The organism is Streptococcus sp. DD10, assembly GCF_001578805.1.
GTDB lineage: Bacteria > Bacillota > Bacilli > Lactobacillales > Streptococcaceae > Streptococcus.
This window is the reverse complement of sequence record NZ_KQ969161.1, coordinates 84,032-101,732: the sequence shown is the minus strand read 5'-3', so window position 1 is coordinate 101,732 and position 17,701 is coordinate 84,032. Positions and strand designations below refer to the sequence as shown.

Sequence of the window (17,701 nt, the reverse complement as noted above, 5' to 3'; positions counted from 1 at the left end):
CCTAATGCTTGACTTAGCATTAGGAAATTTTTTATCTGGAATCATCCTGTTTAAGTCTTCCCGCCTTGATGAGCATTTGTTTGACGAGGTAAGGAATTTTGACATTTTCTCTTCCTTTTTTCTCAATTAATTTTTTTACAAAATCAGGCATTTGAAGTTGATCCGATTCGTTTAAGATATCTTGGCTGGTATCGGATGGAGCTAGTTCATCAAATGTCTCTTTTTCAGGTAAAAAATAGGTAAATGGTTCTTGTTCATATCGTCTTATAGTAGCAACGAGAGCATTAATTAATCGATGATCAGTGTTGGGCATAGGGGGGCGGTGGTAATGAACACCTAATTTTTGGCAGGCTTCATAGCATTCAACATCATTATCAAAGAGGACTTCGATATGCTCGCTAATGAAACTGATAGGCACAAAAATATAGTGATTGGGATGTTCTGGGCTATCTTTTAAATATTCCAGTACATCTGGTTTAATCCAAGGAATGCCTATATCGCTTTCGCTTTGCCATGTATTGGTGTATTGATTTTCGTTTAATCCCAATTTTTTAGCGATTAAGCGACTGTTGTCGAAAATTTGGTCGATATAAGGATCTTGAAAATCGAGGGCTAAAACGGGAACGCTGTGAGCTGAAAATAATACTTTAAAGCTATCTTTTCCAATCTTGTCTAGAATAATGGATTTAATTTCATCAACCCAGTAGTTGATAAGGTTTTCGTCTTGATACCAGTCTTTGATTACCAAAAATCGAATTTGTTGACTTTTTAAGTACTTTTCATATCCCATAACAGAATAAAAGGAGTAGTGAGGTTCTAAAATTAGGCAGATACAATCTGTAATTCCATCTGATTCCATTTTTTTGATGACATCAGAGATAAAAGGATTGGAAAATTTATTCGCAAAGTAAATCGAATAATCGCTTCCAAGTTGCTCTTTTACTAGGGCGACTTCTTGTTTTGTAATCCTTTGTAGAGGTGTTCCATTGATTCGTACATAGTTTTCGTAAAGAGTTTGGATTTCGTGATCATGAGGTCTTACTCCGCGACGAATAGTTGTAAAAAATTCTGCGACTCCTTCAAAAGAAATTTCCTCAGGTGATCCAAATGTCATCATTAGTATTGCTTTTTTCATTTTTTCCCTATCTTTGTTCTGATACTAGAGGTCCTTACACAGTATAACATAAATTTTAACAGGAGAAAATAGAATGATTCCCTATATTTTAGGAATGAATCTTGATAGAATATCATCAAAACAGTTTGCAAGAATTTGGTTTTTAAAAATTGAATGGAACAGATTGAGCTAAAATTAAATGGCTGCTTTTTAGCTAGTTGCGGAAAAATAAAAAGCTGGATCGGCTAGTGAACTGCACCCCAAAAGTTAGACAGAAAAAATCTAACTTTTGAGGTCAGTACACAGGCGATTCAGCTTTTGTTCTGAACTCTTATTCAGTAGCTTGTTCCCATTTTTTAGAGAGATTTCGTGAGAAAGTGGAGACACTGAAATTCAAAAGGAAATAAATCAATGCAATAAGGAGATAAAGGGTAAAAACTTGCTCTGGTTCAAAGTAGCGTCCCATAAGAATTTGGCTTGATCCAAAGAGTTCTTGTAGAGCGATAACGGAGTAGAGGAGGCTGGTATCTTTAATCACAGTAACAAACTGGGAAATAATAGCAGGTAACATTTTCCGGATAGCTTGAGGGAGGACGATATAGTACATGATTTGTACAGGTGTAAACCCTTGAGACATACCAGCTTCCACTTGTCCGTGGTTAATAGCGTTTAAACCTCCACGAATAATTTCTGCTAAAGCAGCAGATGTGAAGAGAGTGAAAGCAATAATCCCTGCTGGAGTAGATTTTACCTGAAAAACGAGGAAAATCGTGAATATCCAAAGTAAGTTAGGGACATTTCGGATAAATTCTATATAGATGCTGGCAAGCATACGCAGGAAAGAATGTTTGCCATTACGCATCAGGGCAAGTAGGGTGCCTATAATAGTTGAGAGTACAATAACAAGAAAAGATATGTAAAGTGTCATACCAAATCCTTGTATGATAAACAGAAGATTGGTGGGACTTAAAACTTCTAAAATAGATTGCATAACAGTAACACCTCCTTACATGGTATAGGCATTCTTATTTGCTTCTTCGATTTTTCGACCAAATCGTGCAACTGGGAAGCATAAGACAAAGTAGAGAACAGCTGCTCCTATAAAGGAGGGGATATAGTTGGAATTAAGTGCTGACCAGGATTTAGTAACAAACATCAAATCTACACCAGAAATGATTGCAACAGTAGATGTATTTTTTATGAGATTGACGATTTGGTTGGTTAAAGGAGGTAAAATGATACGGAATGCTTGTGGTAAAATAATCAAACGCATAGCCTCTATATAGTTAAATCCTTGAGATAGGGCAGCTTCCATTTGTCCAGAGGGAATGGATTGGATGCCGGAACGGATTACTTCTGCAATATAAGCACCATGATAAAGGCCAACGCAGAGGACTCCTGTCCAGTAGATTGAAATCATGATGATGTGATTGGTAATCAAAGGCAAACCATAAAAGACAATCATAAATTGTACTAATAAAGGTGTATTTTGATAAAATTCAACAAAGGTACGGGCAATTAAACGGGAAAAAGAATTTTTACTAGTGGAGAGTGCACCAAAGAGAACACCTAATATCATAGCTAGGATGAAGGAACCAATAGAAAGGGCGATAGTAAACAAAAATCCGTTAAAAAACTGCCCAAAATCATTTAAATAGGCCCCCCAAGAAGTTAAATCGAACATAATATTTCCTTTCTAATCAGTAGTGGAAGTAGACGGCTTCAAGTTATACTTATCATAGAGTTTCTGTAATGTTCCGTCATTTTTCCACTTGTTGATTAATTCATCAACGTACTGATTCAGTTGAGTATTGCTTTTCTTGGTGACGACACCGTAGTCAGCTGTTTTAAAACTATAATCCAATATTTCAGTCTTTTTACTTGTATAGCCAGATAAGATTGATTTATCGACTGAAAATGCATCGATACGATGAGCATGAAGGGATGTAATTAACTCAGGATAAGATCCTAGTTCAACAAATTTGAATTGTAATCCTTTTTCTTTCCCGATTTCTTTGATCAGCGTTTCTGTGATGGACCCTTGGGCAACACCAATGGTTAAACCAACTAAGTCTTCTATATCGTCAATGTTAGCAGACTTGTTAACCAAAAATCCGGAAGCATCTGTGTAGTAAGGTGTAGTAAAATTATAGAGTTTTTTCCGCTCTTCAGTAATTGTAAAGGTGGCGATATCCATATCAACCTGTTCATTGTCTAGCAAGGGGCCACGAGTTTGAGCTGTAACAGGCGTATAGGTGATTTTTACCCCTAATTCATTTGCTATCAGTTTGGCTAAGTCTGTCTCTAGACCAGAATATTTTCCAGTTTCTGGGGATTTATACCCAAAGTTTGGTACGTCTTGTTTGACTCCGACGATCAATTCACCTCGCTTTTGGATATCGCTTGGTGTAGTATCGGCAAGAACGGCATGATTCAGACTGAGACTCATAAATGCCAAAAATATGCTACTTAAAATCTTGTATTGTCTCATTTACGAACGCCTCCTATTTTACAGTATCACTTTCATGATTGATAATTTTGCTTAAAAATTGTTTAGCACGTGGCTCACTAGGATTATCGAAAAATCCATTTACATCAGTTGTGTCTACTAAAACTTGTCCTTCAGCCATAAAGATAATCCGATCAGCAACTTCTCGTGCAAAACCCATTTCGTGTGTTACAACAATCATATTCATACCATCTTTAGCTAGTTTTTGCATAACCGCAAGAACATCACCGATTGTTTCTGGATCTAGTGCAGAAGTTGGTTCATCAAATAAAAGAAGTTCTGGATGCATAGCAAGACCGCGAGCGATTGCAATACGCTGTTTTTGTCCACCTGAAAGCATACCAGGATAGGAATCTTTTTTGTCCCACATATTAACAAATTCGAGATATTTCTGAGCTGTTTTTTCAGCTTCTTTTTTGTCTATTCCAAGGACTTTTACCGGAGCTAGTGTTACGTTTTCTAACACTGTTTTGTGTGGGTAAAGATTGAAATGTTGGAAAACCATTCCGACTTCTTTGCGGAGTGGTACTAGTTCTTTTTGACTTGCCCCGGCAACTTGGTGATTATTTACGATAAGACTCCCTTTATCAATCCTTTCCAATCCGTTAATTGTACGAATAAGAGTCGATTTACCTGATCCGGAAGGACCTAATAAAACAACAACTTGTCCTTTTTCAAAACTAAGATTGATATCACGAAGAGCATGATAGTCCCCATAATATTTTTCTACATTTTTAAATTCAACTAAAGCCATAAAACTCTTCCTCCATTATGTTATAAAATATGACATTTATTCTACACTAAAAGATTAGAATTGTCAAATGACGATAAAAATTGTCAGAATATTTTTTAAAATAACAAAAAACGAGCTCGAAAACTCTAAATAAAGTAACTTTTTGGTATAATAGAAGAGATTAAGATGAATTAGATATAAAAATAAAATAGAAAAAGGTGAAATACATGAAGAAAATATTGGTTGTAGATGATGAAAAACCGATTTCAGATATTATTAAATTTAATATGGTTAAAGAAGGCTACGAGGTTTTGACAGCCTTTAATGGTCGTGAAGCTCTTGAACAATTTGAGGCTGAGAAGCCGGATATATTGATTTTGGACTTGATGTTACCAGAGTTAGATGGTATGGAAGTGGCGCGGACGATTCGTAAGACTAGCAATGTTCCCATTATCATGCTTTCTGCTAAGGATAGTGAATTTGATAAGGTTATCGGTTTGGAATTGGGGGCAGATGACTATGTAACGAAACCCTTTTCTAATCGTGAGTTACAAGCGCGCGTTAAGGCTCTTTTACGTAGGACAGAGTTGACGGTTGAAACGCAAGATGAGACAAAGCAAAATAATAATTTGCAAATTGGAAGTTTAGAAATTCTGTCAGATGCCTTTTTGGTTAAGAAAAATGGTGTAGATTTAGAATTAACTCATAGAGAATTTGAATTGCTTTACCACCTTGCAACTCACAGTGGGCAAGTGATGACTCGAGAGCACCTGCTTGAAACAGTTTGGGGGTATGATTACTTCGGTGATGTAAGGACCGTTGACGTGACAATCCGACGATTAAGAGAAAAAATTGAAGATACACCTAGCCGCCCAGAGTATATTTTAACTCGTCGAGGTGTCGGTTATTATATGAGAAATAATGATTAGTGAAATTCGAAATTACATTTTTTCAGCAGATTTTATTTTTATTTTAATTATCTTAGGATTTATCTTTGTGGTGGCTCTCCTGTTTGTAGAAAATAGGAGAGATATGAAGCGACTGGTTATCCTAGAAAAAAAGATTAAGGATTTAATCGCTGGGGATTATAGTGAAGTCTTGGATATGCAGGCAGGTCCTGAAATTACAGACATGACCAATTCTATCAATGACTTGTCAGAAGTGATTCGTCTAACACATGAAAATCTAGAGCAGGAAACAAAGCGTTTGAACTCCATTTTGACCTATATGACAGATGGGGTTTTAGCTACCAATCGTAGAGGACAGATTATCATGATCAATGACACCGCTGAAGTGCAATTAGGCGTTAAGCGAGGTGAGGTTGAAAATACGGATATTTTGCAGTTGTTGGATATTGAAGATGAATACAGTTTACGAGATTTGATTACTGAAATGCCAGAGCTTTTGATTGACTCGCAAAATGAAAATGGGGAATATCTTAGCTTAAAGGTTCGGTTTGCTTTGATCCGAAGGGAATCTGGTTTTATCTCTGGTCTTGTAGCTGTTTTACATGATATGACTGAGCAAGAAAAAGAGGAACGGGAGCGTAGACTTTTTGTCTCGAATGTCAGTCATGAACTGAGAACGCCTCTGACTAGTGTGAAATCGTATCTGGAAGCTCTGGACGAAGGGGCGCTTACTGAGCCCGTAGCTCCAGAATTTGTCAAGGTCTCTTTAGAGGAAACAAATCGCATGATGCGAATGATATCGGATTTGTTAAATTTATCTAGAATTGATAATCAAGCAGTAGAACTCGATGTTGAATTGACCAACTTTACAGCGTTTATTACTTTCATATTAAATCGTTTTGATAAGATTCGTCAGCAAGACGATTCGAAAAATTATGAATTTACTAGAGATTATCCGATTAGTCCGATTTGGGTCGAGATTGATACAGACAAGATGACACAAGTGATTGACAACATTTTAAATAATGCCATTAAGTACTCTCCAGATGGAGGAACAATCACGGTAAGGATGAAAACAACGGATACACAGTTGATTATCTCTATAACGGATGAAGGTCTTGGAATCCCCAAGACAGACTTGCCAAAAATCTTCGACCGTTTTTATCGAGTGGACAAGGCACGCAGTCGTGCTCAGGGAGGTTCTGGTTTGGGACTTGCTATTGCAAAAGAAATCGTTAAACAACACCAAGGTTTTATTTGGGCTAAAAGTGAATACGGAAAAGGGTCTACCTTTACCATTGTTTTACCTTATGATAAGGATGCAGTATTAGTAGATGATTGGGATAATGAGGAGGAAGAGTAAAGAAAATAATGCTAGAAGAAGGATTTAAATATAGTATTTTAGCATCTGGTTCAAGTGGGAATTCTTTTTATTTAGAAACACCTAAGAGAAAAATACTAGTGGATGCAGGTTTGTCAGGAAAGAAGATTACAGGCTTGTTGGAAGAAATCGGTCGAAAACCAGAGGATTTGGATGCAATCCTCATTACACACGAACATTCTGATCATATTCACGGTGTGGGAGTATTGGCTCGAAAATATGGTATGGACCTCTATGCAAATGAAGCGACATGGAAGGCTATGGAGGGGACAAAGTATCTTGGTAAAGTAGATTCCAGTCAAAAACACATATTTGAAATGGGGAAAACCCTGACTTTTGGTGACTTGGATGTAGAAAGTTTTGGGGTCAGTCATGATGCAGCAGCGCCTCAATTTTATCGTTTCATGAAGGATGGGAAATGTTTCGTAATGTTGACCGATACAGGCTACGTAAGTGATCGTATGGCAGGCATTGTGAGAAATGCTGATGGATATTTGATTGAGTCCAATCATGATATTGAAATTTTGCGTTCAGGAACCTACGCTTGGCGACTGAAACAGAGAATTTTATCGGATTTAGGTCATTTATCTAATGAAGATGGGGCAGATGCTATGATTCGAACATTAGGAAATAAAACAAAAAAAATCTATCTGGGGCATCTATCGAAAGAGAATAATATCAAGGAATTAGCCCATATGACCATGGTAAATCAGCTTGCCCAAGCGGATTTACCAGTTGGATTTGATTTTGAGGTGTTAGATACATCGCCTGATACAGCGACCCCCTTAGTCACGATTTAGGAGGTTACATGAGATTAGTTTATTTAACGATTGGATGTATATCTTTAGCTTTGGGAATCATCGGGATTCCGCTCCCGATTCTTCCGACAACTCCTTTTTTGCTGTTAGCAATTGCTTGTTTTGCACGGTCCTCTAAACGTTTTGAAAATTGGCTCTACCATACGAAGCTCTATCAAACCTATGTGGCAGATTTTCGTGAAACGAGGTCGATTTCAAGAGAACGTAAGAAAAAAGTGATAATTCAAATTTATATTTTGATGGGGATTTCTATCTTTTTTGCCCCGATTGTGTGGGTAAAAATGGCTTTAGCTGCCTTAACGATTTTCATCACCTATTATCTGTTTAAGGTTATTCCTGATAAAAAGGATGACGGAGAGTAACGAATGATAAAACAGGATTCTGGAAAGTTTCGAAACTTTCCAGAATCCTGTTTTAATTTTTACCTATTACGAAGAAGAAATCTTAAGGAAGTGGCATCACCATTTTTAGGAAAAAAATAAAATCTAATTTGTATTCTGATTTAAATTATTTCCCCCATAGTAATATAAAGGTTTCTTTGATTTAGTAGGTAGAAAATTGGTGAAAAAAAAGTCGAAAATATGGTACAATAAAGGGTATGAAATATCAGGACTATATTTGGGATTTAGGTGGAACGCTCCTAGATAACTATGAGACGTCCACGGCAACTTTTGTAAAAACATTAGAAGCGTATCAAAAAACAGCAAATCATGATGAGGTCTATCAGGCACTTAAGGTGTCAACCGAACATGCAATTGAATGCTTTGCTAGTGAGATAGATCAGTTTCTTACTCATTATAAGGCAAACGAGCTAAAAGAATTGGAAAATCCACAGCTATTTGTAGGAACTATTGAATTACTTCAGTGGATTCAAGATAAAGGTGGAAGGAACTTTCTTGTTTCGCATCGGAATAACTCTGTCCTAGCAATTTTGGAAAAGACAGGTATTTCTTCATTTTTTACAGCAGTCATTACCTCTGACGATGGATTTGCCAGAAAACCCGATCCTGAATCATTCCTCTATCTAAAAGAGACTTATCGGTTGAAGAGTCCTTTAGTGATAGGCGATCGTCCAATAGATATAGAGGCTGGACAAGCTGCTCATATGGACACTTACTTATTTGATGATATGCAACAGCTACGTAAATATATAGAAAAGGAAAACAATGTCAGAAGAAATCAAACAGGACATGAAAGCGCAGGAATATGATGCTAGCCAGATTCAAGTTCTTGAAGGGCTTGAAGCTGTTCGGATGCGTCCAGGGATGTATATCGGTTCAACTTCAAAGGAAGGGTTACACCATTTAGTTTGGGAAATTGTGGATAATTCCATTGATGAGGCCTTGGCAGGTTTTGCTAGCTTTATTCAAGTTTTTATTGAAGTTGATAATTCAATTACAGTAATCGATGATGGTCGTGGGATTCCTGTCGATATCCAAGAAAAAACGGGAAGACCGGCTGTAGAAACTGTCTTTACAGTCCTTCATGCAGGAGGGAAATTCGGCGGTGGTGGCTACAAAGTTTCTGGGGGACTACATGGAGTTGGCTCTTCGGTGGTAAATGCTTTGTCAACTCAATTAGATGTTCGTGTTCATAAAAATGGTCACATTCATTTTCAAGAATACCGTCGAGGTCAAGTTGTAGCTGACCTCGAAGTTATCGGTGACACAGATCGTACGGGGACAACTGTTCATTTTACACCAGACCCAGAGATTTTTACTGAAACAACCGTTTATGATTTTGAAAAGTTGAATAAGCGTATTCAAGAATTAGCTTTTTTGAATAGAGGCTTGAGGATTGCGATTACAGATAAGCGTGAAGGTTTTGAACAAACGAAAGAATACCACTATGAAGGTGGAATTTCAAGTTACGTTGAATACATCAATACCAATAAGGATTTAATCTTTGAAAATCCAATCTATACAGACGGTGAAATGGACGATGTGACAGTTGAAGTCGCTATGCAGTATACAACGGGTTATCACGAAACTGTTATGAGTTTTGCCAACAACATTCACACTCATGAAGGTGGGACTCACGAACAAGGATTTAGGACTGCTTTAACTCGAGTCATTAATGATTATGCTCGAAAAAATAAACTACTGAAGGATAATGAAGATAACTTGACGGGAGAAGATGTTCGTGAAGGCTTGACTGCTGTCATTTCAGTCAAACATCCAAATCCACAGTTTGAAGGTCAAACAAAAACCAAACTTGGAAATAGTGAAGTAGTCAAGATTACCAATCGTCTTTTTTCCGATGCATTCTCAGATTTTCTGCTAGAGAATCCACAAATTGCTAAAAAAATCGTTGAAAAAGGGATTTTAGCCGCTAAAGCACGTGTTGCTGCTAAACGGGCTCGTGAAGTGACGCGAAAAAAATCAGGACTTGAAATTTCTAACCTTCCTGGAAAATTAGCAGACTGTGCCTCCAATAATCCTGCAGAAACAGAACTCTTTATCGTCGAAGGGGATTCAGCAGGTGGTTCAGCTAAGTCTGGACGAAATCGTGAGTTTCAGGCAATTCTCCCAATTCGTGGGAAAATTCTCAATGTTGAAAAAGCTAGTATGGACAAAATTTTAGCAAATGAAGAGATTCGAAGTCTCTTTACAGCAATGGGAACTGGATTCGGTGCAGAATTTGATGTAACCAAGGCGCGCTATCAAAAACTTGTCTTGATGACAGATGCGGACGTTGACGGAGCCCACATTCGTACTCTACTTTTAACTTTAATTTACCGCTATATGAAACCAGTGTTGGAGGCAGGGTATGTCTATATTGCTCAACCACCGATTTATGGTGTAAAAGTTGGTAGTGAAGTGAAAGAATACATTCAACCTGGTTCTAACCAGGAAGAAGAGTTGCAAGCAGCCTTAGCCCGTTATAGTGAGGGACGCTCAAAACCAACCATTCAACGGTATAAAGGGTTGGGAGAGATGGATGACCACCAACTTTGGGAAACAACGATGAATCCCGAACACCGCCTCATGGCTCGCGTTTCTGTTGATGATGCAGCAGAAGCAGACAAAATCTTTGATATGCTTATGGGGGATCGTGTGGAGCCTCGGCGTGAGTTTATTGAAGAAAATGCAGTTTATAGTACACTAGATGTATAAAATTTCTTCAAATCTAACATATATTCTAAAAAATGTGATATAATCTTAATGATTGTCTTCAATGTGAAAGAAAGGGAATGATAGATGTCTAGTGGACTTATAACAATCATACTTGTAATAGCAGTCCTGCTAATTGTAGCTTATGTTACAGCAGTCCTGCTTAGAAAGCGTAATGAAACCTTACTGGCTCAGTTAGAAGAGCGTAAAGAAAAGCTTTACAACCTTCCAGTAAACGATGAAATTGAAAAAATAAAGAATATGCACTTGATTGGGCAAAGTCAAGTGTCATTCCGTGAGTGGAATCAAAAATGGGTTGATTTATCCCTGAATTCTTTTGCGGATATTGAAAATAATATTTTTGAAGCGGAAGGATTTAATAATGCTTTTCGTTTCTTCAAAGCTCAACATGCGATCGAGAATATTGAGAGTCAATTGAATTTGATTGATGAAGATATTAAGAGTATTCGTCAAGCTCTTGTTGAATTAGAAGAACAAGAATCCAAGAACTCTGGTCGTGTCATTCATGCTTTAGATTTGTTTGAAGAGTTACAAACAAAGGTAGCAGATGACGTGGAAAGTTATGGAAAATCTTTAGATGAAGTACGCCAACAATTAGGAAATATTCAAACAGAATTTTCTCAATTTGTGGCCCTTAATTCATCTGGTGACCCGGTTGAAGCCTCTGAAATTTTGGATAAAACGGAAGACCACATTTTGGCATTGAGTCATATTGTTGATCGAATTCCTGCAATTGTAGCGGTTTTAGAAAAAGATTTACCAGATCAATTAGAAGACCTAGAGTCTGGCTATCGTAAATTACTTGAAGATAATTATACTTTCCTTGAAACAGATATTGAATCTCGCTTCCAACAATTACATCAGGCTTTAACGAATAACGGGAAAAATGTAGCGGTTCTTGAACTGGACAATGCCCAGTTTGAAAACGAGCAAATTCAAGAAGAAATATCGGCTCTGTATGAGATCTTTACCCTTGAAATCAATTCTCGTAAGAAATTTGATAAGTTAAACAAGTTTTTACCAGGCTTGTTAAAGCATATCAAAGAAAACAATGACAATCTTCAAGTAGAAGTGGAACGTTTAGGTACGACATATGTACTCTCTGATCTTGAAGTGAATAGTGTTCGTGATTTGCAAACAGAAATCACTGGTCTAGAAGGTAAAGTAGTGAATACTCTAGGCGATCAGTCTATTAGCACTGAACCGTATTCTATTCGTTTAGAGGAGTTTGAAGGGATAGAAACACGGATGCGAGAGATTGAGGAAGAACAGATTAGTCTGAATGAGTCTCTAGCAAGAATTGAGCTTGACGATACCAATGCTCGTCAAAAAGTAAATATTTATATCAATAAATTACACACCATTAAACGTTATATGGAAAAGCGCAACTTACCAGGGATACCTGCAAGTTTTCTGAGTCTTTTCTTTGCTGCAAGTCACAATACAGAAGCTCTTCTGTCTGAACTTGAAGAGAAACGTGTGAATATGGAATCTGTCAATCGTATGCTGGAAATTGTAGTTGCAGATATGCAAGATTTGGAAGAAGAAACTTATCAAATCGTACAAAATGCAACTTTGACAGAGCAGTTGCTTCAATATTCAAATCGCTATCGTTCTTTTGATCAAAATGTACAACATGCTTTTGATCGCGCCTTAGATTTCTTTGAGCAAGATTTCGATTATGCAGCTTCATTTGAAGAAATTGCAAATGCAGTAGAAATTGTTGAGCCTGGAGTAACAGAGCGTTTTGTAACTTCATATGAAAAAACAAAAGAAAATATTCGATTTTAAATAAATTATAATGAGAAAGGTAAGTGTTTCTCGAATTATTAAAAAAAGCAAACATATTTTAATGTTTGTCTTTTTTTGTTTTTGGCGCAGTTGTGGGTGATGAATAACAGTTAGGATTATTTGAATCAGGATTCTTTGATGGAGGAGTTTTTTAGAGTTTGGCCATATAATTTTTGTCATTTAGAGCTTTGTTGTCTAGGATTCCACATCACTATGGAAAAAGAATGTGTTTTCATTGCTGCTTATGGAGTTTATAATAGAAGTATCAAAGTCAGGAGGAAAAACGATGACTACTTTTAAAGATGGATTTTTATGGGGTGGTGCTGTAGCTGCTCATCAACTTGAAGGTGGATGGCAAGAAGGTGGTAAGGGTATCAGTGTTGCTGATGTCATGACGGCAGGTCGTCATGGAGTTGCCCGTGAAATTACACCGGGTGTTTTGGAAGGTAAATATTATCCAAATCATGAGGCTATAGATTTTTACCATCGTTACAAAGGAGATATAGCACTTTTTGCTGAAATGGGATTTAAGTGCTTCCGAACATCAATTGCTTGGACACGCATTTTCCCAAAAGGTGATGAGTTAGAGCCCAATGAAGAAGGGTTGCAATTTTATGATGATCTTTTTGATGAGTGCTTGAAGCATGGAATTGAACCTGTAATTACTTTATCTCATTTTGAGATGCCTTATCATTTGGTTACAGAATATGGTGGGTGGAAAAATCGTAAATTAATTGATTTCTTTGTTCGCTTTGCAGAAGTCGTATTCAAACGTTATAAAGATAAAGTTAAATACTGGATGACCTTCAATGAAATCAATAATCAGGCCAATTACCAGGAAGATTTTGCACCATTTACGAACTCAGGTATTGTATACGAGGAAGGTGACGACCGAGAAGCTATTATGTATCAAGCAGCACACTATGAGTTAGTAGCCTCTGCTCGAGCAGTAAAAATTGGTCATGAAATCAATCCAGATTTTCAAATTGGTTGTATGATTGCGATGTGTCCTATTTATCCTGCAACTTGTAATCCTAAAGACATTTTAATGGCCATGAAGGCTATGCAAAAACGTTATTACTTTACTGACGTACATGTTTTTGGTAAATATCCTGAACACATTCTCAAGTATTGGGAACGTAAAGGAATCTCAGTTGAATTTACAGAGCAAGATAAAGAGGATTTACTTGGAGGCACGGTAGACTATATTGGATTTAGTTACTATATGTCTTTTGCTATCGATTCTCATCGTGAGAATAATCCTTATTTCGATTATCTTGAAACAGAAGATTTGGTTAAAAATAATTATGTTCAGGCATCTGAGTGGGAGTGGCAAATTGACCCAGAGGGCTTACGTTATGCATTAAACTGGTTTACGGATCACTACCATTTACCACTCTTCATCGTTGAAAATGGTTTTGGTGCTATAGACCAAGTCGAAGCAGATGGCATGATTCATGATGATTATCGAATTGATTATCTGGCTGCTCATATTCGTGAAATGAAAAAAGCCGTCGTTGAGGATGGCGTGGATTTAATGGGATATACACCTTGGGGTTGTATCGATCTAGTTTCAGCAGGTACCGGAGAGATGAGAAAACGTTACGGCTTTATTTATGTAGATAAAGACGATGATGGACAGGGAAGTTATGAACGCTCGCCGAAAAAATCATTTAATTGGTATAAAGAAGTTATTGCATCTAACGGTGCGACAGTAGAATAAAACTAAGAAGCTGGGCGTATTCCCAGCTTCTTTAGTAAACATAGGAGAATAAATATGATTGGTAGCATTGCAGCAATTTTAACAACATTTGCTTTTTTGCCGCAAGTTGTGCGTGTGATAAAAACAAAAGATACTGAATCGATTGCTTTAGGGATGTATGTTATGCAGGTTATTGGTATTGCTTTGTGGCTTGCTCATGGTCTTCGTATTGGTGACATACCTTTGATTTTGGCTAATAGTGTTTCGTTCTTGCTATCTGGTATTATTTTGATTTATAAATTGAAGTACAAATAATTATTTTCCGTATCGTTGAGGAAAAATCAGCAATGGTAATTGTAAGCGCTTTACCTTATAATTAAAATGTAAATAAGAAATAACCCAATCAGGTATCAATTTGATGGGATTAGATTAAAGGAGAAAATCTTATGGCAAAAGCGTTGATTATTTGTGCGGCAGGAATGTCTTCATCACTCATGGCAAAGAAAACAACGGAGTTTCTAAAGGGAAAAGGTCAGGATATTGAGGTTGACGCTATTAGTGCTACTGAAGGAGGAAAAGCTATTGCAGCATCAGAGTTTGATTTATATCTTATAAGCCCTCAAACAAAAATGTATTTTAAACAGTTTGAAGAAGCAGGTGCTAAAGTCGGAAAACCAGTTGTTCAAATTCCACCGCAAGCCTACATTCCAATTCCAATGGGAATTGAAAAAATGGCTACTTTGATTACTGAAAACATTTGATATATAATGTAAGGTAATGAAAAGGAGGCTTTGCCATGTTTAATATAAAAGAAAAGAGAATTATACAGTGTTTACTAGACAGAAAAGGACGCTTTACCTCAAGTAAAGAACTGGCAGAGCAACTTTCTTGTTCGGATCGAACCGTTCGTAATTACTTGAAAAATATCACGCAAATTCTTGAAAAGGAAGGGGTTACTCTTTTCTCTAAACAAGGGCAAGGTTATCAGTTAGTTTTTCATCAACAAAGGGATTATCAGAATCTAGTCGAACTTGTTGGTTATGGCGTTACAACTGTTCAGGAAACGGAAATGGAAGAACGATATGCTCTTATTTTAAATAAATTATTATTTGAGCAAGAACCGATTCTATTTGATGATTTGGCTGATGAACTCTATGTTTGTCGTTCGACGCTTTCGCATGATTTTAAGAAGATTCGTCAATTGTTGTCCGAGTTTCACCTCGAGGTTGAAAGTCGGGCAAATAGAGGAGTATATATAAGTGGTCGTGAGCGAGATAAACGACGTTTTATTACTAATTATTTTTTATCTAATCATTTTTTCAAAACCTTACATCAATATGTACCGCATGATTTTTTTGATCAGACTCTTCCTCTAGGAAAGTTAACGACAATAGTTTTAGAAGAGTGTCGTAAGGCACAGTTACGATTATCAGATTTTGTCTTGCAAAATTTAGTTGTTCATATTGCGCTTTCTATCAAGCGCCTTCAAGACGGATTTGAGTTGGCTGAGGTAGATTGGCAACTAGAGGATGTGGAGAGTGAAAGGAGAGTTGCACAGCGGATTTTGAGTCGGATAGAGGAAAAGAGTCATCTTGTATTTCCGAGGCAGGAGATTGATTATATTACCCTTCATTTGATAGCTAAAAGACAACTGACTGGTAAACAGTATGAGACGATTAGTAAAACGGATATTCGACAGGACTTATTGAGAAGTTTGAAAGAATTGGGAGTGGATGAGATTTATCATTTTTCATCAGACTTTCAGTTTTTAGAAGGAGTGGTGACCCATCTAGCAACTTTACAAGTTCGTTTAGCGAATCAGTTGGAGTTGTCTAATCCTCTGTTAGCAGAAATAGAAGAACAATATGGGGATATCTTTTTTCTTAGTAAGCAGGTCTTGCAAGAAATGGATTTCTTTACAGAAGCAGTCTTAACAGATGACGAGATCGCCTATGTGGCTTTACATTTTATGGCTTCTATTGAAAGGCAAAGGGATGCTAAGAAATTCCGAGTGTTAGCAATCTGTGCAACAGGCATAGGTGCTGCTCAGATGTTGAAAAATCGTTTGGAGGCCGAATTAGGTCATCGAATAGAGGTTGTGGATGTCATTGGGTATTATGAGCTAGATCAGAAGAAACTAGAAGGGATTGATTTACTGATATCAGCAGTTGATTTATCCAATTTAATTCTCCCTATCCCAGTATTCACGGTTTCTGTTTTTCTTAAGACGGAAGAAGTGGATATCATAAAAAAAGCACTAAATCGCATGGTAACGGGAACACGAATGATAACGGAGAAAAAGAAAGAAAGTCAAGAAGACTTGGACGTATACTTTTCAGAACAACATTTTCAGATTTACCATTCAGGAGATAAGGAAGTTGTGCTAGAGAATATGGTTCAAGACTTGCTTGTTGGGGATGAAGAGATACGGAGAGATGATTTTTTAGCCTTGCTAGCAGAACGTGAGGCAATTGGTACAGTGGTCTTTTCTGAAAGAATAGCTGTCCCTCATCCTTGTGAGCCTCTCACTAGACAAGCACAAGTGGCAGTAGCAATCTGTAAGGAGCCACTTGTATGGGAGGAAGGAAGAGAAAAAATTCAGCTAATTTTTCTCTTATCTCCATCAATCTACAATAATGAAGGATTTAAAGTTGTGACCCAGAAGATTCTTGCTGTAACGGAGAATGAAAAGATTCAAGAAGAGTTGGTGGCATGTGAGGATTTTTCAACATTTTTGTCACTATTAAAGAAAATATAAGGAGGTATGTATGAATCAAGAAGAATTACAAGTTGTTGCTTTTGAGATTATCCTACACTCAGGAACAGCACGGACTCAGATTCATGAAGCATTTGCAGCAATGCGTGAAAGAAATTTTGAAGAGGCAGAGGATTTGTTAGAACAGTCGAATGAAGAAATTTTAGAAGCCCATCATGCCCAAACAAAATTGTTACAAGATTATGCTAGTGGAGTTGAAATTAAAATCGAAATTATTATGGTCCACGCACAAGACCATTTGATGACCACAATGACCCTTTTAGAGGTAGCAAAAGAAATGCTGTCTCTTCATCAAAGAATAGCTTAAGGAGAAAGAATATGACAGAAGCAGAAAAACGAACAGTTCTAGAACAACGTAAGGAGACTTCTTTGAAAAACACCTTGTTTAATCGCTATCTGCTCCTGCGTTATACTCTTGCTCTATTTTTCTTTAGTAATCTTTATTGGTTCTTGATTTCCCTTTCAAGTAGTCTAATATTGGCCTTACTTCCTTTATCGATGATAGTGCTCTCTAGTATAGCATCTATAGAACAGTTTAAATTGTATGATTGCAGTGAACCAATATTAGTGCAGACCGGTCGGTTTGTCCGTTTGCAGATAATTGTTCAGGTGAGTTTGTTTTTCATCAGCTGGACGCCATTCTTCACATTTGTTTTTCCTGCTTTTGCAGAGAATCTCACTGCAAGATTGTTCATTAGCATGATGTTGGTAGCGGGTTTAGGGATTTTATCTCTTAATTATAAACGTTTGAAAGCGATATCTGCTAATGAAGACAAGGCTTATCTTCGCTATTTGAAAATGAAAGAACAAGTACTGAATGTATAAAAAATATTAG

General features: G+C 37.0%; 18 protein-coding genes. 13 read left to right on the top strand and 5 right to left on the bottom strand.

Annotated elements, in window-relative coordinates:
• Positions 1–31: 31 nt before the first annotated feature.
• The 5 genes from hemH to STRDD10_RS06885 form a co-directional block, all read right to left on the bottom strand.
• Complete coding sequence (gene hemH / locus STRDD10_RS06905) at positions 32–1,135, bottom strand: ferrochelatase (protein WP_067194282.1); 1,104 nt, start codon at positions 1,133–1,135, stop codon at positions 32–34.
• Between the two features lie 310 nt (positions 1,136–1,445).
• Complete coding sequence (locus STRDD10_RS06900) at positions 1,446–2,105, bottom strand: amino acid ABC transporter permease (protein WP_067194279.1); 660 nt, start codon at positions 2,103–2,105, stop codon at positions 1,446–1,448.
• Positions 2,106–2,120: 15 nt separating this feature from the next.
• Positions 2,121–2,798 carry an amino acid ABC transporter permease gene (locus tag STRDD10_RS06895; RefSeq protein ID WP_067194276.1) on the bottom strand — a complete coding sequence of 226 codons (678 nt, stop codon included), beginning with the start codon at positions 2,796–2,798 and terminating at the stop codon, positions 2,121–2,123.
• A gap of 12 nt (positions 2,799–2,810) precedes the next feature.
• Positions 2,811–3,563, bottom strand: a complete 753-nt coding sequence (locus STRDD10_RS06890; protein ID WP_443031096.1) for a transporter substrate-binding domain-containing protein — start codon at positions 3,561–3,563, stop codon at positions 2,811–2,813.
• A 55-nt stretch (positions 3,564–3,618) separates the two neighbouring features.
• Positions 3,619–4,377: an amino acid ABC transporter ATP-binding protein gene (locus tag STRDD10_RS06885; RefSeq protein WP_067194270.1), complete on the bottom strand. Its 759-nt coding sequence runs from the start codon at positions 4,375–4,377 to the stop codon at positions 3,619–3,621.
• Between the two features lie 206 nt (positions 4,378–4,583).
• Between STRDD10_RS06885 and yycF the strand changes: the two genes are divergently transcribed.
• The 13 genes from yycF (at position 4,584) to STRDD10_RS06820 (ending at position 17,691) form a co-directional block, all read left to right on the top strand.
• Positions 4,584–5,285, top strand: coding sequence for a response regulator YycF (gene yycF / locus STRDD10_RS06880; RefSeq protein WP_067194267.1), 702 nt, complete (start codon positions 4,584–4,586; stop codon positions 5,283–5,285).
• Complete coding sequence (gene vicK, locus STRDD10_RS06875) at positions 5,278–6,627, top strand: cell wall metabolism sensor histidine kinase VicK (protein WP_067194264.1); 1,350 nt, start codon at positions 5,278–5,280, stop codon at positions 6,625–6,627. Before yycF ends, vicK begins: the two co-directional genes overlap by 8 nt.
• Positions 6,628–6,635: 8 nt before the next feature.
• Complete coding sequence (locus STRDD10_RS06870) at positions 6,636–7,445, top strand: MBL fold metallo-hydrolase (RefSeq protein ID WP_067194261.1); 810 nt, start codon at positions 6,636–6,638, stop codon at positions 7,443–7,445.
• Between the two features lie 8 nt (positions 7,446–7,453).
• Positions 7,454–7,825, top strand: coding sequence for a YbaN family protein (locus STRDD10_RS06865; RefSeq protein ID WP_067194258.1), 372 nt, complete (start codon positions 7,454–7,456; stop codon positions 7,823–7,825).
• A gap of 236 nt (positions 7,826–8,061) precedes the next feature.
• Positions 8,062–8,673, top strand: coding sequence for an HAD-IA family hydrolase (locus STRDD10_RS06860; RefSeq protein WP_067194255.1), 612 nt, complete (start codon positions 8,062–8,064; stop codon positions 8,671–8,673).
• Positions 8,630–10,579, top strand: a complete 1,950-nt coding sequence (gyrB, locus tag STRDD10_RS06855; protein ID WP_067194252.1) for a DNA topoisomerase (ATP-hydrolyzing) subunit B — start codon at positions 8,630–8,632, stop codon at positions 10,577–10,579. Before STRDD10_RS06860 ends, gyrB begins: the two co-directional genes overlap by 44 nt.
• Before the next feature lie 84 nt (positions 10,580–10,663).
• On the top strand, positions 10,664–12,388 hold the full coding sequence (ezrA, locus tag STRDD10_RS06850) for a septation ring formation regulator EzrA (protein ID WP_067194250.1): 1,725 nt from the start codon (positions 10,664–10,666) through the stop codon (positions 12,386–12,388).
• 286 nt (positions 12,389–12,674) lie between these two features.
• Entirely contained in the window at positions 12,675–14,111 is a 1,437-nt protein-coding gene (locus STRDD10_RS06845) for a 6-phospho-beta-glucosidase (RefSeq protein WP_067194247.1), read from the top strand.
• A 54-nt stretch (positions 14,112–14,165) separates the two neighbouring features.
• Positions 14,166–14,405: a SemiSWEET transporter gene (locus STRDD10_RS06840; protein WP_067194244.1), complete on the top strand. Its 240-nt coding sequence runs from the start codon at positions 14,166–14,168 to the stop codon at positions 14,403–14,405.
• A 131-nt stretch (positions 14,406–14,536) separates the two neighbouring features.
• Positions 14,537–14,851, top strand: a complete 315-nt coding sequence (locus tag STRDD10_RS06835; RefSeq protein ID WP_067194241.1) for a PTS cellobiose transporter subunit IIB — start codon at positions 14,537–14,539, stop codon at positions 14,849–14,851.
• Between the two features lie 35 nt (positions 14,852–14,886).
• Positions 14,887–16,848 (top strand): BglG family transcription antiterminator, encoded by a 1,962-nt coding sequence (locus STRDD10_RS06830; RefSeq protein ID WP_067194238.1) that lies wholly within the window; start codon positions 14,887–14,889, stop codon positions 16,846–16,848.
• 10 nt (positions 16,849–16,858) lie between these two features.
• Positions 16,859–17,173, top strand: a complete 315-nt coding sequence (locus STRDD10_RS06825; protein WP_067194235.1) for a PTS cellobiose transporter subunit IIA — start codon at positions 16,859–16,861, stop codon at positions 17,171–17,173.
• A gap of 11 nt (positions 17,174–17,184) precedes the next feature.
• Positions 17,185–17,691 (top strand): hypothetical protein, encoded by a 507-nt coding sequence (locus tag STRDD10_RS06820; RefSeq protein WP_067194232.1) that lies wholly within the window; start codon positions 17,185–17,187, stop codon positions 17,689–17,691.
• The last annotated feature ends 10 nt before the right edge of the window (positions 17,692–17,701 follow it).

Coding starts and splice junctions, on each gene's coding strand:
- hemH (WP_067194282.1), bottom strand. CDS start 1,135: ATGAAAAAAGCAATACTAATGATGACATTTGGATCACCTGAGGAAATT.
- STRDD10_RS06900 (WP_067194279.1), bottom strand. CDS start 2,105: ATGCAATCTATTTTAGAAGTTTTAAGTCCCACCAATCTTCTGTTTATC.
- STRDD10_RS06895 (WP_067194276.1), bottom strand. CDS start 2,798: ATGTTCGATTTAACTTCTTGGGGGGCCTATTTAAATGATTTTGGGCAG.
- STRDD10_RS06890 (WP_443031096.1), bottom strand. CDS start 3,563: ATGAGTCTCAGTCTGAATCATGCCGTTCTTGCCGATACTACACCAAGC.
- STRDD10_RS06885 (WP_067194270.1), bottom strand. CDS start 4,377: ATGGCTTTAGTTGAATTTAAAAATGTAGAAAAATATTATGGGGACTAT.
- yycF (WP_067194267.1), top strand. CDS start 4,584: ATGAAGAAAATATTGGTTGTAGATGATGAAAAACCGATTTCAGATATT.
- vicK (WP_067194264.1), top strand. CDS start 5,278: ATGATTAGTGAAATTCGAAATTACATTTTTTCAGCAGATTTTATTTTT.
- STRDD10_RS06870 (WP_067194261.1), top strand. CDS start 6,636: ATGCTAGAAGAAGGATTTAAATATAGTATTTTAGCATCTGGTTCAAGT.
- STRDD10_RS06865 (WP_067194258.1), top strand. CDS start 7,454: ATGAGATTAGTTTATTTAACGATTGGATGTATATCTTTAGCTTTGGGA.
- STRDD10_RS06860 (WP_067194255.1), top strand. CDS start 8,062: ATGAAATATCAGGACTATATTTGGGATTTAGGTGGAACGCTCCTAGAT.
- gyrB (WP_067194252.1), top strand. CDS start 8,630: ATGTCAGAAGAAATCAAACAGGACATGAAAGCGCAGGAATATGATGCT.
- ezrA (WP_067194250.1), top strand. CDS start 10,664: ATGTCTAGTGGACTTATAACAATCATACTTGTAATAGCAGTCCTGCTA.
- STRDD10_RS06845 (WP_067194247.1), top strand. CDS start 12,675: ATGACTACTTTTAAAGATGGATTTTTATGGGGTGGTGCTGTAGCTGCT.
- STRDD10_RS06840 (WP_067194244.1), top strand. CDS start 14,166: ATGATTGGTAGCATTGCAGCAATTTTAACAACATTTGCTTTTTTGCCG.
- STRDD10_RS06835 (WP_067194241.1), top strand. CDS start 14,537: ATGGCAAAAGCGTTGATTATTTGTGCGGCAGGAATGTCTTCATCACTC.
- STRDD10_RS06830 (WP_067194238.1), top strand. CDS start 14,887: ATGTTTAATATAAAAGAAAAGAGAATTATACAGTGTTTACTAGACAGA.
- STRDD10_RS06825 (WP_067194235.1), top strand. CDS start 16,859: ATGAATCAAGAAGAATTACAAGTTGTTGCTTTTGAGATTATCCTACAC.
- STRDD10_RS06820 (WP_067194232.1), top strand. CDS start 17,185: ATGACAGAAGCAGAAAAACGAACAGTTCTAGAACAACGTAAGGAGACT.